We start from the raw sequence: 14,107 nt of genomic DNA on the forward strand, positions 1-14,107 counted from the left end.
ATTCCCGCCATGCGTCTTCCTCACCCGCTCCCATTCGCCTGCCGCGTCGTCGCGCTCGGCGTTACCGCCGTATTGGCCGCTTGCTCGACACTGCCGCCCTATTCGCCGCCCGCTGTGGCCGTGCCCACGCACTATGCAGGCGCACCAGCCGCGCAACCGGGCTGGAATATCGCGGTGCCGGCCGATACCGCGTCGCGCGGCGCGTGGTGGACCGTTTTCAACGACGCAGATCTGAACGCGCTCGAAGCGCGCGTCGACGTGTCGAATCAGACCGTGAAGAAAGCCGTTGCCGATCTCCAGCAAGCGCGCGCGATGGTCGATTACCAGCATGCGGGGTTTCTGCCGACAGTCACGGCGGGGGTTGCGCAAAGCCGTTCACGCATATCGCAGAACAAGCTTGGTTCGTCGCTCGCCGGCAAGACGACACCCGACTATCAAGTCGGCGTGGCGGCAAGCTGGGAACCCGACGTGTTCGGCCGCGTGCACGATGCAGTGGCCAGTGCGCAGGCGAACGCAGACGCGAGCGCGGCCGATCTGCAAGCCGTAAAACTGTCGGTCACGGCCGAACTGGCGACCGACTATTTCGCGCTGCGCTCGTTCGATACGCAAAAGCGGCTGCTCGACGACACGGTGCGCGCGTATGCGGATGCGCTGAAACTACTGCAACAGCAGCTCGCGGCTGGCGCGATCGATGCGTCCGCGGTCGCACAAGCCGAGACACAGCTGGAAGCAACTCGCACGCTGGATACCGACATCGACGCGTCGCGTGCTCAGCTCCAGCATGCGATCGCGGTGCTCGTCGGCGAAAGCGCGTCGACGTTCGCGTTGCCGCCGCGAGTTCAAGCGTTCGACGTGCCTGCCATTCCGACCGGCGTGCCGTCGCAACTGCTCGAACGACGGCCTGACATCGCGGCTGCCGAGCGTCGCGTCGCGGCCGCGAATGCAGAGATCGGCGAAGCGCACGCGGCATTCTTCCCCGACCTCGTGCTATCGGCTAGCGCGGGGCTCGAAAGCGGGTTCTTCGCGCCGTGGCTGAGCGCGCCAAGCCTGTTCTGGTCGCTCGGCCCGCAACTCGTCGGCACGCTGTTCGACGGTGGCCGGCGCGGCGCGACGCTGCGCGGCGCGCACGCGCAGTACGACGGCGAGGTCGCCGACTATCGGCAAACCGTGTTGGTCGCATTCCAGCAGGTCGAGGATCAACTGTCCGGGCTCGATGCGCTCGCGTCCGAAGCCGCCAGTCAGCAGCGCGCGACCGACGCGGCCGACCTGTCGCTGCGGCTGACGACGAATCGCTTCAAAGCCGGCGCCGTCAGCTATCTGGACGTGGTGACCGCGCAGACGATCGCGCTGACGAATCAGCGCCAGGCCGACCAGATCGCTGCGCGCCGGATGGCCGCTTCGGTCGGATTGCTCAAGGCGCTGGGCGGCGGCTGGCACGCGGGCGCGGATATCACCGCCTCCGCCGCCGTGTCAGGCACGGCGATCAACGCGCAGGGTTCCTGACGAACGTGAGGATGAACCGCGTGCCCGCCGTATCACTTTCGACGCGCGCGGTGCCGCCGTGCAGCTCCATTACCGAGCGGACGATCGCGAGCCCGAGTCCGGCCGTGCCGCCCGGCACGCCTCCGCTGCGCGCGGAGTCGCCGCGCACGAATCGATCGAAAATGCGCGGCAGCAGCGCGGGATCGATCGGCTCGCCCGGGTTCTCGACGACGACGTGTACCGCGTCCGCCGTTTCGTCGACGCGCAGCGCGATGACACCGCCTGCACGCGTATAGCGAAGCGCATTCGCGAGCAGGTTGCCGACCGCGCGGCGAAACAGTTCGACATCGGCAGTCAGCTGGCCGTGCCCATCGACGCGCAGCGTCGAACCCGCTTCATCGGCGAGTCCTTCGAAGTATTCGGCGATGCGTGTCAGCTCGTCATGTACATCAAATGCGCGCTGCCGCGTCACGAAGGTCGGGTGTTCGGCACGCGCGAGAAACAGCACGTTCTCGATCATCCGCGCGAGACGGTCGTACTCCTCGAGATTCGATTCGAGCAGCGCCTGGTATTCGCCGGGTGTACGCGGCCGCGCAAGCGCAACCTCGGTCGCGCCACGCATGTTATTCAGCGGCGTGCGCAGGTCGTGCGCGAGATCGGCGCTGAATTGCGACAGATGTCCGAACGCTTGCTGCAGGCGGCCGAGCATCGCGTTCTGTGCATCGACGAGCGCGCGCAGTTCGCGCGGCGCGCGCGCGGCGTCGAGCCGCGCGTCGAGCCTGTCGACGGTAATCCGGCCAGTGTTCGAGACGATCTCGCGCAACGGCACGAGCGCCGTGCGGATCAGCCAGTAGCTGAGCAGCATCGCAACCAGCGCGCCGAGCCCGCCGGCAATCTTCAGCTTGTCGCGATAGCCGTCGAGCAGTTCGGCGCGATCAGCCATATTGCGCGCGATTGCAATCCGGATTTGCGTACCATCGCGCAGCATGGCATCGGTGACGACGCCGCGTACGGGCGTGCCCCCATTGGCGTTCCATGTCGAAATCCGGTCGACTGTAATTCGTTCGGCCGCCGGCACAGGCGTCGCGCGAGGCGGAAACAGTTCGCCATCGGGCACTATGGGTTTCACGGGCGACGCTGTGCCCGATGCGGTCGTCGGCAGATCGTCGCGCTCGTTTCGACCGACGTTGTGCCGCACGAGCACATTGCCGCGTCCGTCGATCACGGCCATCGAAAGTGCCGCGCTCCCGAGCACCTGGCTCGTCAGCCGGTCCGCATGCGTGCGCACGGCGTCGAGCGAATCGAGTTCGCCCGCCAGCCGGCGCGTATGTCGTGCGGAAAGTACGATGTCCAGATCGTCCTGCGTGCTGACCTGCCGCTCGAGGCCGGTGTACACGTAGGTGCCGACGAGCGCGAAGACGGCGAGCATGGTCGCGCCGAACGCGAGCGCGAGCGTCGCGGTAAGCGATCGACCGAGCATCACGCACCATCCTTCGGTTCGAGGACGTAACCCACACCGCGCACCGTGTGGATCAGCTTGACCGGAAACGCATCGTCGATCTTCGCGCGCAGCCGCCGGATTGCGACTTCGACGACGTTGGTGTCGCTATCGAAGTTCATGTCCCAGACATACGACGCGATCTGCGTGCGGCTCAGCACTTCGCCTTGCCGGCGCGCGAGCAACTGCAGCAACGAGAATTCGCGCGGCGTCAGGTCGATCCGTACCGTACCGCGCTTTACGCGGCGGCGCACGACGTCGATTTCCAGGTCGCCGACCACGATGCGCTCTGTCTCGCGTGGTGGCCCGCGGCGAGCAAGCGTGCGGATGCGAGCGAGCAGTTCGACGAATGCGAACGGCTTCACGAGGTAATCGTCGGCGCCGAGTTCGAGACCGTGCACGCGGTCCTGCACGTCGTCGCGCGCGGTCAGGAAAAGCACGGGCGTGGTGTGTGTATCGCGCAGGCGCTTGAGCACGCCCCAACCGTCGAGCACGGGCAGCATCACGTCGAGCACGATCACGTCGTAGGTCTCTTCCTGCGCGAGCATCAGCCCTTCCGCGCCGTCCTTCGCGAGATCGACGCTGAAGCCGGATTCCTCGAGCCCTTTCTTTAGATACGCGGCTGTCTTCGGCTCGTCTTCGACTATCAGGATGCGCATGATCGGCTCCATCGCATTCGATTGGGATATATGCGGCGATGTTACCGGTAAACCGGCGGGCGAAAAGCCTCGCGAGCCAGCGGCACCGCTTGATTACGAAAATGTAATCAACAGGTCAGTGCCTTGACTGTCGCGGCATTCCGCACGCGGGCCCACCCGACGATCCCATTCGTTCAGCACCCGAGGAATCGCCAGGAAACTTCCTTCGCCTATGCAATCATCCCCGATACCGTGCAAGACCACTTGCGTGGCGAGTCATCGAACTGCCTCCAATAACTCGCTGCCCATACCTGCACGAAGAGAACCGACAACTCGAACGATCAACAAGTCTCTGATCGATCAATGCATCATGAGGATTTCATTCCGACAAACTTGTCCGTGAGCAGTGGACACGAATCGCTGGATTCATGACCCCGTCGGCGCATTTCGCGCGTGGCAGGAAACGGCCGCGGCCGGTTGCGCAGCACGTGGCGATGTTCGAACGCTTCCTGCTCCACCTGGTCGCGCATCACTGGCGACGTTCGGCCCCGATCCCGTCGCAGCGTTCCTGACTGAGCGCGAACGCAGCTGTGCGCCGGTCACGTCGACACGCGTGCGCTACGCGAAGCTGATTGACCGGCTACCGGCTGTGCAGGCATCTGGTCGAGGCTGGCGTGCGAACGATCCACCCCGCAGGCCGGACGACGCACGTCCTCGCATGGTCGAAAGGCGAGCCCGAACCGTGCTGCCTGTCGGCCGACGCCGACGCCGCACTGCAGCGCCATGTCCAGCCGCGCCCCGACGATACGCCGGCCGCGTGCCGGAATCGCGCGATCTCGACGGCCGGCCGCATGCCGATGTCAGCGCGATACTCGGCCTCGCCAACTCGCGAACGGTCACGCGGATCCGGCAGACGCTGGCGTCCGATGCGACCGCGGACCGCGCCGCGCGCGAGCACTGATCGGCTCGCGACGAAGCACAACCAGCCCTATTCGCTCTTGTTCGACCGGATCAGCCGCAGAATCCGGCTGTCGTACGGCGACTGCATGACTTCCGCGACGCGGATGTCGGATGCGGCAGGGTGCAACGGGTTCAACAGGAAGTTGTGCGCGTGCGGCACGACGACGCTCGGTACGCGCAGCAAGGCGCTCGGCTGCGTGTGCAGCCACTCGGTACCGGCGCTGCGGGTCCAGTCGACGTTCTCTCGCCAGTCGGCCGGCGCATCGCCATCCGCGATCTCGGCAACGTCCACCGATTCAGGCACCTCGACCCGAAGCAGCTGGTAGCCGCTCGGTAATTGCGCAACGGTGGTGATTTCGAAGTGAACGAGCGTCTCGAGCAACGCGAGCGCCGGATGCTCGGCGAGGTAGACGACGGGCTGCCCGGCAAAATGCCAGCGCCCGCCGGCCCGCAATCCGCCGATGCCTTTCAGGTCCGCGTAATTGCTGATCCGCCACAGCGTCGTCAAGCGAAGTACCCCTCATCGATCTGCGTGAGGGCTTCCTCGACGAGTCGCGCGCCATGCTCGGTACTCGACATGTCGAGCGACGTGCGTCCGCCGAAGCGCTGGAGCCCGTTGCGCAGCCACGCCATCGCCTTGTCCTGGTCGCCGAACGTGGCCGTCGCCTGCGCGACGATGCGCGCCAGCCGGATCGCCTTGTCGGACTCCTCCGGCGACAGGCGCTCGTGCGCCTGGCGGCGATGGCTCAGCGTGCGCCGCGGGATGATGAAGGCGAGTTCGTCCGACTTCAGGCCGCGCTCCGACAGCCGGTCGATCACCGCGACGTCGACGCGCGCGCTCGCCAGCTCGGCGAGATCGGCGCCCGAGCGCACGCGAATCGCGAGCAGTTGCTCGAGGATCGTGAACTCGGCCTGGCGCGGGTGCGCGACGCCCGAAGGGTGAAACGCGATCGTGCTCATGACTCTTCTCCGGCAATTTGCCCAACCATTATAGGCGTTTTGCCGAAGATGGGCGAATTCGGTTGTCAGCCATTCGATGGAGCACAGTCGCGGGTGTCGGCGGAGCGGCTTTCCGCTCGCCACCCCGCCCCGTGACGCGTCTGTCGGGTGGTGCGAAAGTGGATCGCTGACGTCATGCCGTTGTCACGTAACAACTCTTCTAATGAATAACCATCGGCAGATCGGTGCCCGCCACCGTCCGGGCATCGAGTGCGGCGGGCGACGCACGGTGCGCCTTCCCTCCGCCCTGCCCGCCACCGACACCAATCAGCCGGCCCACGCCGACGATCGGATCACGCTGCAGAAATTGCCTGCATGGAAATGCGGATTCTTGTCGGCCAGCACATCGGCCTTCACGTTGCCGAACGTCGTGTCCGGCTTGTGCCGGATGCCGTCGCAGAACGCCTGGATGATGTCTTCCTTGAAATGCGGCGTGCGCGGATGCGCGCGAACGACGGCTTCACGCTCGACGTCGCTGTACTCCGGATACGTGAGGCCCAGCACGTCCATCTCGACACCCGCGGTCACGAGCGCGACGACCGGATGCATGTGCTGCGGAATCCCGGGGGTCGTATGCAGCGCGATCGCAGTCCACACGACGTCGATGTCCTGCTGCGAAATGCCCTTGCTCTTCAGGAAATCGCGGGCGGCGTTGGCGCCGTCCACTTCGAATCGCTCGCACGCGCTGCTGTGCCGATGCGTGAGCCCCATGTCATGGAACATGCAGCCGCAATAGAGCAGTTCGGGATCGTAGTCGAGCCCGCGGCGCTGGCCCGCGAGCGCACCGAAGTAGTACACGCGGCTGGAGTGATGAAACAGCAGTTCGGACTCGGTATCCCGTACGAGTTCGGTGATCTCGCGGGCGAGTTGGCTATCGGGAAGGGTGATGCCGGCGACGTTCACAGTCATGATCGACCTCCATGGAAGACAGCATTCATTCTCCGGAGACCGCTGTTTGGCATCAATCAGCGTGTTACGCCAAATCCTGCCATTTTGCTCGATCGACGGCCATCACTGCCGGAGCCATCGAATCGCCCCCGCGAAATGCGCCGACGCCCCGCCCGTCGCATCGCACGGCGCGTCTATACTGCTACGCGTCACGTTCGACACAACACGCAACCGAACATGCCGAAGGTCGTGGGTATTTTCGCGGTACCGGGCGTACAACTGCTCGACGTCTCCGCGCCGCTCGACGTATTCGCACAGGCAAACGCCGAATGCGGCAAGCCGTTCTATACGCTGCGGATCATCGCGAGCGAGTCCGGCCCGATCCGCACGTCATCGGGCGCGAAATTGCTGGGCGACTGGATTGCTCCGGACATCCCCGATCGCATCGACACGCTGCTCGTTGCCGGTGCACCGGGTGCCGGCCGGATCGCGCTGCGCACCGACGTTCTCGCATGGCTGCGGTCGGCCGCCGTGCAAAGCAAACGGTATGGCTCGATCTGCACCGGCGCATTCATCCTCGCGGCAACCGGCCTGCTGAAAGGACGACGCCTGACGACGCACTGGGCCGCGGCCGATGCGCTCGCCGATGCCTATCCATCGCTCACGGTCGAAGCGGACGCGCTGTACGTACGCGACGGCAAGCTGCGCACCGGTGCCGGCGTCACGGCCGGACTCGATCTCGCGCTCGCGCTGGTCGAGGAAGATCTCGGCCGGGAAATCGCGCGGCGCGTCGCGGCGCAACTCGTCATGTTCTTCAAGCGCCCGGGCGGGCAGCTCCAGTTCAGCCGCGGCGGCGAGGCACGCCCGGCCGGGCGTTCGGTGCTGCAGGAAGTCCAGCGCTGGATCGCCAGCCATCCGGAACTCGAACACTCGGTGATGGAACTCGCGAAGCACGCAGGCATGAGCCCGCGCCACTTCGCGCGGCTCTTTCGCGCGGAGGTCGGCACGACGCCGGCCGCGTGGGTCGAAGCGACCCGCGTCGCGGCGGCACGCCAGTTGCTCGAAAACGGACATGACACGCCGAAGCAGGTCGCCGCGAAATGCGGCTTCGCGAATGTCGATACGCTCAGACGGTCGTTCGCGAGGCATGTCGGGATCACGCCTGCCGAATACCGGAAACGCCAGGCGGTCGTCGACGCGTGATGCGATACGCCCGACGAGGCGGCACGGACCTTCCCGTCGATGCGTGAAGGTAAAGGCCCGCTTCGCTTGCAACGCGATGGGGGCGCGTATTTCCGTGTCCACCACCAATACTTCGTTATCCGATTCAATTGAGCTGTCTACCGGTCAAGGTCGGCGTGCGATCGCCATACGCCGCTGTCCTGGAGCGTGCCAGCCCATCGTTTCCGCGTCGACATGCCATGCTCGAATCACCCGCTGCCGCGACGATCACGCGCCAACCGCAACCCATGACCGCCATCAGGCATGCCGACAATCATCAGACAAAATTCCTATTTTTCCGCGAATCGTTTACCCAGTTGCAATAATTATTCGCTGGAACGCCTATTTCCGACCGGTATCGCGATCGCTACGATGCAATCAACCGCTCAACGCAGCAAGCGAAGCGCGAAATCTACGAAAACCGGAGGTCATCATGAAGTCGTTCATCTACGCAGTCGCCACTGCCACCGCCCTGTCCGCATCGTTTGGCGCATTCGCTCAGTCGAACCCGTCGGACCAACTGACGCGCGCCCAGGTCCGCGCAGAACTCGTCCAGCTCGAACATGCCGGGTACAAGCCGGAAGTGTCCGACGTCCACTACCCGAATGCACTGCAGACCGCGCAGGCACGCGCGACGAATAGCGACGCAACGGGTTACGGCGCACAAGCCGCCGCCGGCGTGCGTGCCGGCCGCACGATCGCGGTCAAGCAGAACGCTCACGACTCGGTCTATTTCGGTCAGTAAGACGCGCCGCACGCGGCGCGTACCGCGATACGCCCGCTGCCGACGAAACACCCCGCTCCCGTTCATCGGGGCGGGGTGTTTCGCTTTCGATGCACGCGACGTACGCGCTGCCTGAAGCCCGACCGATGCGCGAGCGCGGATCGGCCGCCGCGTGGCACCGTTCACGCAGACCACCGGCGTTTGCGCATAGAATGGCCGCGTGGTCGGCGCCGGCCGAAGCGAACGCGAGCGAAACCTCGAGTCACCGGGCATACCGTACTCGCTGGCCGACCCGATGCCGCACTCATCGCATTTTTCGAAAAGGAGCGGTTTCATGTCTCAAACATCCGGTTCCATGATCACGTTTCGCCGCCCGGACGGCCAGGAACTGCAGGGCTACCTCGCCACGCCGGAAAAGACCGAAGGTGCGCCCGCGGTCGTCGTCATCCAGGAGTGGTGGGGCCTGAATGACCAGATCCGCGGCGTCGCCGATCGCCTCGCGCGCTGCGGCTACTTCGCGCTCGTGCCCGACCTGTATCGCGGCAAGTCGACGGTCGAGGAGGAAGAAGCGCACCACCTGATGACGGGCCTCGATTTCGGCGACGCCGCGTCGCAGGACATTCCCGGCGCGGTGCAATACCTGAAGACGCGCGCGTCGCGCGTGGCGATCACCGGCTACTGCATGGGCGGCGCTCTCACGCTGCTGTCGCTGCAGTTCGCCGATGCGGACGCCGGCGTCACGTGGTACGGCTTCCCGCCGCTCGACTACCTCGATCCGTCGAAGATCAAGGTGCCGCTGATGGGGCACTGGGGTACGCAGGATGCGTTCTTCGGGATCGACCAGGTCGATGCGCTGGAGAAGAAGCTGACCGACGCAAAGGTCGACGTCGAATTCCACCGCTATCTCGCGCATCACGCGTTCGCGAACGAAACGGCCATCGGCCCGGGCCGCATCGGCGGCACGCAGTTCGATCCGGTATGGTCGCAGATCGCGTGGGATCGCACGCTCACGTTCTTCGGTCGCACGCTCTGGGGCAAGCAGCAGTAATACCGTAGCGGACACTCGCGGCCGCCGTGCAGCGATGCACGTAAAGCGAAACGCCACGGATCTGCATCCGTGGCGTTGTCATTTGCGGCGATGAATGTGTGACGCGAGCGTCTCGCGCGTCACGGGTTCGACACCGCATTTTCATCAATGCGTGCATCGAGCGATGCAACCGGTCGGCGACGTCGTGCCGCAGCGCCCGCATCATCAAGTTCGGTATGCGAATCATCTGGCACGACCGAACGTCGACTCAAGGACTACGTAATGTGCGCCGTGTCATCCGACCCGGCACACATTGTCCGTCTTCGCTCACGACTCGCAGGAACCGCGCAGCGCCGCCTCGTCGGCGGAAAGCATTTCAGGCACGCATTCGCGCAGGAAATCGACGAATGTACGGATCTTCGCGTCGAGATACTGGCGCGACGCGTACAGCGTGTAGACCGTCAGCTTCTGCAGCCGGTACTCGGGCAACACGCGAACCAGCGCACCGCTCGCCAGTGCGGGCACCGCGGTCGACATCGGCAACGAGCCGATTCCAAGACCGGCACGCAACGCAGCGCCGAGCGCGTCGGCGATGTTGACCTGGAAATCCGGCAGCGGCAGTTCGAACGTCTCGCGACCGTCGGGGCCGTCGAGATGCCAGCGGTCGCGCGGAAAGATCGGCGTGACGATCTGCAGGCAGGCATGTGCTTCGAGATCGCGCACGTTGCGCGGCGTGCCGTGCTCCTTCAGATAGGCGGGTGACGCGCACAGCACGCTGTGTACGTCGCCGAGCCGCTGCGACACCAGCCCCGAATCGGGCAGTTCCGTCGCGCTCAGCTGCAGCGACACGTCGTAGCCTTCGTCGATGATGTCGGGCACATGCTGCGACAGCGTGAGCTCGACTGCCACCGACGGGTAGCGCTGCCGATAACGCATGACTGCCGGAACCACGTAGGCCTGGCCGAAACTCGTCGTCGCATGGACATGCAGCCTCCCCGACGGCTTCGCCTGCGCGTCCGCCGCCTCGGCTTCCGCTTCATCGATATAGCCGAGGATGCGCTGGCACCGGTCGAGATAGCGCTGCCCGGCATCGGTCAATGCGATGCGGCGCGTGCTCCGGTTGAGCAGACGCGTGCGCAGGTGCGTTTCGAGTTGCGCGACCGACCGCGATGCGTAGGCGGTGGTGATGTCCAGGCGCTGGGCCGCGCTCGTGAAGCTGCCCTCCTCCGCCACCCGGACGAAAATGCGCATCATCTGTAACGTGTCCATCGACATGTCCCCGGGATTGAAATCGCCTTGCAGCGGCGCCTGCTCCGGCACGATCCGGTCTGGCGCGAATTGTGCGGAACAGTACCGCAGCGGTGCAGGCGTGTCCAGTTTGCCGTGCGCCGCAACGGCGCACCATCATTTACGCGGCAACCCATGCAGAAGGACGACCGGCACCGGATCGGTGCAGGCCGCATGGCGGCGGCCTGCCGGGCGCGCATTGCACGCGCCGCGTCGCGCTCAGGCCCGGTCGAAGGGGTTGCTCAGCACGATCGTGTCCTCGCGCTCGGCGCCGGTCGTGATCATCGACACGGGCACGCCCGCGACCGCCTCGACGCGCGCGATGAAATCCTGTGCGGCACGCGGCAGCGCCGCGCGCTCGCGCACGCCCTTCACGGTGCCGTCCCACCCGGCGAACGTTTCGTAGACGGGCGTTGCGCGCGCCTGCGCATCGAGGCTTGCGGGCAGATGGTCGACGCGTGCGCCGTCGAGTTCGTAGCCGACGCACAGCTCGATCGACGCGAAGCCATCGAGCACGTCGAGCTTGGTGAGCGCGAGCGAGTCGATGCCCGAGATCCGGACGGCCTGCCGCAATTGCGCGGCATCGAGCCATCCGCAGCGGCGCGGCCGGCCCGTGTTGACGCCGAATTCCTGTCCGCGTGCACGCAGCGTTTCGCCGGTGGCGTCGGTCAGTTCGGTGAGGAACGGGCCGCCACCGACGCGCGTCGCGTACGCCTTGGTCACGCCCAGCACATGGCCGAGTTTCGATGCGCCGAGACCCGTGCCGGCCGCCGCGGCCGATGCGACGGTGCCCGACGACGTCACGAACGGATACGTGCCCCAGTCGATGTCGAGCATCACGGCCTGCGAGCCCTCGAACAGGATGCGTTCGCCGCGGTCGTTCGCCTCGTTGAGGTCGGCCCACACGGGACGCACGAACGGCAGGATCTTGGGCGCGATGTCGACCAGCGTTGCCAACATCGCGTCGCGCGAACACGGCTCGAGCCCCAGGCCGCGGAACCATGCATTGTGGTGATCGACCAGCACGTCGAGCTTGTCGGCAAGACGGCCCGGCTCCGCCAGATCGGCGATCCGCAGCCCGCGGCGCCCGACCTTGTCCTCGTAGGCAGGCCCGATCCCGCGCAGCGTGGTGCCGATGGATTCGCGACGCAGACGCTCCTGCGCCTGGTCGATCGCACGGTGAATCGGCAGGACCAGCGTGGCGTTCTCCGCGATCGACAGATTGTCCGGCGTCACCGACAGCCCGAGCGCGGCCATCCGCCCGATCTCGGCCAGCAGCGCTTCCGGATCGAGCGCCACGCCGTTGCCGATTACGCCACGCTTGCCGCGCACGATGCCGCTCGGCAGCAGCGCGAGCTTGTACGTCTTGTCGCCGACAACCAGCGTATGGCCCGCATTGTGGCCGCCGTTGTAGCGGGCGACGAGATCGGCCTGCGCCGCCAGCCAGTCCACGACGCGCCCCTTGCCTTCGTCACCCCATTGGGCGCCCACCACCACCACGTTCGGCATGCTCCATACTCCATGTGAAAAATCCAGACACACATTTCGGCCGTATCGGCCTCTTGTGTGCCATATTGGCGGAGCAGGACGACCCGATCAAACGATTAAACCTGAGCATTCGCGTGAGTAAATTTCACGCGACACGACGAATGGCCCGACGACTCCCTCCGTTGAATTCGCTGCGTGCGTTCGAAGCCGCGGCCCGACTCGGCAGTTTCACGCTCGCCGCCGACGAGCTGTGCGTGACGCATGGCGCGATCAGCCGGCATGTCCAGCAACTGGAGACATGGCTCGGCCGGCCGCTGTTCGAACGGCACAACCGGCGGGTCGAACTGACCGATGCCGGTCGCGCGTACCTCGCCGAGGTCGGTGCATCGTTCGACCGGATCGCGGTCGCCACCGCGCAGCATTTCGGCCAGGGGCAGCAGCGCGTGCTGCGCGTCAGCGCGCCCGCGACGTTTTCGCTGCGCTGGCTCGTGCCGAAGCTGTCGTCGTTCCAGGTTGCGCATCCGGCCATCGAGGTACGGCTGTCGACGTCGAACGAGCCGATCGAGAAGCTGCGCGACAAGGTCGACCTGATCGTCCGCGGCGGTCCGCAGGCAATAGACGGATATGTCGCCGAGGAATTCCTGTCCGAAGTCCGGCTGCCCGTATGCGCGCCGAAACTGCTCGAGGGCAGGCCGTTGCGTACGCCGGCCGATCTCGCCGGCTTCACGCTGCTGCATGCGGCGACTTATCCCCGCATGTGGCCCGAGTGGCTCGCGGCGGCCGGGCACGCGAATCTGGTGCCGCGGCATTCGCTCACGCTCGAGCATTTCTATCTGACACTGCAAGGCGCGCTCGACGGCCTCGGCGTCGCGATGGGGCCGATCGCGCTCGTCGCGGACGACATTGCCGAAGGTCGGCTGGTGCAGCCGTTCAGCGAACCGGCACTGCCGCCGTGGCGCTACTTCACTTACGTGGCGGCCGCTCGCGCGGAGGACGAAGCCGTGCGGGCATTCAAGGATTGGCTGAAAGCGACGGGGAGCGCGGCGGCAGCGGACGCGCGGCGCTGACTGAGTCGGCTGCGGTCGGTCAGTTGGTGCGGTTTCGAGCGCGCCGTTGCGCCGGCCCGAATTGCTTGTGCATGAATGTCTATCGTCTCACGATTCATGCGACGATTTTCGTATTCTGTAGGATTCCTCTGAGATTGGATATGGTGGACTCCCGACTCGTTCATGGAGGGCAGGAAGGTTCGACGCATGTCGAATTGCTCATCCAAAAACAAAGGATATCGAATCAATTAATACGGATGCGATGCCTGCATGGTGCGCCCGGACGCGCATCGCATTTCCGCAGCAGAAACGACAAGCCCCGGCTCGAGCCGGGGCTTGTCGCGCGGTGGACGCTTATTGGCTTGCGCCAGCGGCGCCGGCCGCCTTCTTTTCGGCGTTCTGCAGGTTCTGCGGATAATTCGGATCGTTGGCCGCCGGCTTGTAGCCGGCATCTTCAAGTTTCTTCAGTTCCGCGTTGTTCTTCGCGCGCGCTGCCTTGTGTTCGGCTTTGCGTTTTGCTCGTGCTGCCTTGCGTGCTTCAGCCTTCGCGGCCTTCGCATCCTGTGCAGCCGGTGCGCTGGCGTCGGTCTGCGCGAACACCGGAGCGGCCGAGCCGAAGAGGAACGCTGCTGCCGTAGCAGCCAGCGTCAGTTTTTTGATCTGGATTCGCATCGCTGAACTCTCTTTTCTGATTAGTCAAGGATTGAAAGCACATCGAGATACCGCCCCTGCCCCTGATCGGTCTTCATGTCGCGATCAGGGCTTTTGCATCATAACCGCGTTGTAAAAAATGTGGCGCCATCGTGCGCACATTCCCGGGATACACGTATGGGATACGTCGTATCGTCA

General features: G+C 65.3%; 14 protein-coding genes and 1 pseudogene. 7 read left to right on the plus strand and 8 right to left on the minus strand.

Annotated features, from left to right (window positions below; translation table 11 throughout):
* Positions 1–9 precede the first annotated feature (9 nt).
* Positions 10–1,503, plus strand: coding sequence for an efflux transporter outer membrane subunit (locus DIE23_RS26415; protein ID WP_124614814.1), 1,494 nt, complete (start codon positions 10–12; stop codon positions 1,501–1,503).
* Here the strand turns inward: DIE23_RS26415 and DIE23_RS26420 are convergent.
* Together DIE23_RS26420 and DIE23_RS26425 are read right to left on the minus strand one after the other, a co-directional pair.
* Positions 1,484–2,962 (minus strand): heavy metal sensor histidine kinase, encoded by a 1,479-nt coding sequence (locus DIE23_RS26420; protein WP_409364256.1) that lies wholly within the window; start codon positions 2,960–2,962, stop codon positions 1,484–1,486. The two genes, DIE23_RS26415 and DIE23_RS26420, sit on opposite strands and share 20 nt — an antisense overlap.
* A complete protein-coding gene (locus DIE23_RS26425) occupies positions 2,962–3,639 on the minus strand; it encodes a heavy metal response regulator transcription factor (protein ID WP_124614816.1) in 678 nt (225 codons plus the stop codon). The genes DIE23_RS26420 and DIE23_RS26425 overlap by 1 nt, the downstream gene beginning before the upstream one ends.
* Positions 3,640–4,024: 385 nt before the next feature.
* Here DIE23_RS26425 and DIE23_RS40870 point away from each other — a divergent pair.
* Both DIE23_RS40870 and DIE23_RS40360 read left to right on the plus strand, forming a co-directional pair.
* Positions 4,025–4,454: pseudogene (locus DIE23_RS40870) on the plus strand (site-specific integrase); the annotation flags it as partial.
* Entirely contained in the window at positions 4,436–4,579 is a 144-nt protein-coding gene (locus tag DIE23_RS40360) for a hypothetical protein (RefSeq protein WP_260436170.1), read from the plus strand. The pseudogene DIE23_RS40870 and the gene DIE23_RS40360, both read left to right, overlap by 19 nt.
* 27 nt (positions 4,580–4,606) lie before the next feature.
* On the opposite strand, the gene DIE23_RS26435 is transcribed toward DIE23_RS40360, so the two are convergent.
* From DIE23_RS26435 to DIE23_RS26445, 3 genes are all read right to left on the minus strand, one after another.
* Entirely contained in the window at positions 4,607–5,086 is a 480-nt protein-coding gene (locus tag DIE23_RS26435; RefSeq protein WP_124614817.1) for an RES family NAD+ phosphorylase, read from the minus strand.
* Entirely contained in the window at positions 5,083–5,538 is a 456-nt protein-coding gene (locus tag DIE23_RS26440; RefSeq protein WP_006753033.1) for an antitoxin Xre/MbcA/ParS toxin-binding domain-containing protein, read from the minus strand. The genes DIE23_RS26435 and DIE23_RS26440 overlap by 4 nt, the downstream gene beginning before the upstream one ends.
* A 306-nt stretch (positions 5,539–5,844) precedes the next feature.
* Positions 5,845–6,486 (minus strand): HD domain-containing protein, encoded by a 642-nt coding sequence (locus DIE23_RS26445; protein WP_124614818.1) that lies wholly within the window; start codon positions 6,484–6,486, stop codon positions 5,845–5,847.
* A 216-nt stretch (positions 6,487–6,702) separates the two neighbouring features.
* Here DIE23_RS26445 and DIE23_RS26450 point away from each other — a divergent pair, with 216 nt between their 5' ends.
* The 3 genes from DIE23_RS26450 to DIE23_RS26460 all read left to right on the plus strand — a co-directional run bounded on the left by DIE23_RS26450 (position 6,703) and on the right by DIE23_RS26460 (position 9,458).
* Positions 6,703–7,668, plus strand: a complete 966-nt coding sequence (locus DIE23_RS26450) for a GlxA family transcriptional regulator (RefSeq protein WP_124614819.1) — start codon at positions 6,703–6,705, stop codon at positions 7,666–7,668.
* Positions 7,669–8,119: 451 nt separating this feature from the next.
* A complete protein-coding gene (locus DIE23_RS26455) occupies positions 8,120–8,431 on the plus strand; it encodes a DUF4148 domain-containing protein (RefSeq protein WP_124614820.1) in 312 nt (103 codons plus the stop codon).
* Positions 8,432–8,744: 313 nt separating this feature from the next.
* Positions 8,745–9,458 carry a dienelactone hydrolase family protein gene (locus DIE23_RS26460; RefSeq protein ID WP_124614821.1) on the plus strand — a complete coding sequence of 238 codons (714 nt, stop codon included), beginning with the start codon at positions 8,745–8,747 and terminating at the stop codon, positions 9,456–9,458.
* Positions 9,459–9,764: 306 nt separating this feature from the next.
* Here the strand turns inward: DIE23_RS26460 and DIE23_RS26465 are convergent, their stop codons facing one another.
* Both DIE23_RS26465 and DIE23_RS26470 read right to left on the minus strand, forming a co-directional pair.
* The gene (locus tag DIE23_RS26465; RefSeq protein WP_124614822.1) at positions 9,765–10,706 is read right to left on the minus strand and encodes a LysR family transcriptional regulator; all 942 of its coding nucleotides are present in this window, start codon (positions 10,704–10,706) and stop codon (positions 9,765–9,767) included.
* Between the two features lie 237 nt (positions 10,707–10,943).
* Positions 10,944–12,233, minus strand: coding sequence for an adenylosuccinate synthase (locus tag DIE23_RS26470; protein ID WP_124614823.1), 1,290 nt, complete (start codon positions 12,231–12,233; stop codon positions 10,944–10,946).
* Between the two features lie 140 nt (positions 12,234–12,373).
* On the opposite strand from DIE23_RS26470, the gene gcvA reads away from it, so the two are divergent.
* On the plus strand, positions 12,374–13,279 hold the full coding sequence (gene gcvA, locus DIE23_RS26475) for a transcriptional regulator GcvA (RefSeq protein WP_124614824.1): 906 nt from the start codon (positions 12,374–12,376) through the stop codon (positions 13,277–13,279).
* A 333-nt stretch (positions 13,280–13,612) separates the two neighbouring features.
* Here gcvA and DIE23_RS26480 read toward each other — a convergent pair whose 3' ends face one another.
* Positions 13,613–13,930, minus strand: coding sequence for a DUF4148 domain-containing protein (locus tag DIE23_RS26480; protein ID WP_124614825.1), 318 nt, complete (start codon positions 13,928–13,930; stop codon positions 13,613–13,615).
* Positions 13,931–14,107: the final 177 nt, after the last annotated feature.

The organism is Burkholderia sp. Bp9143 (genome assembly GCF_003853645.1).
Lineage (GTDB): Bacteria > Pseudomonadota > Gammaproteobacteria > Burkholderiales > Burkholderiaceae > Burkholderia.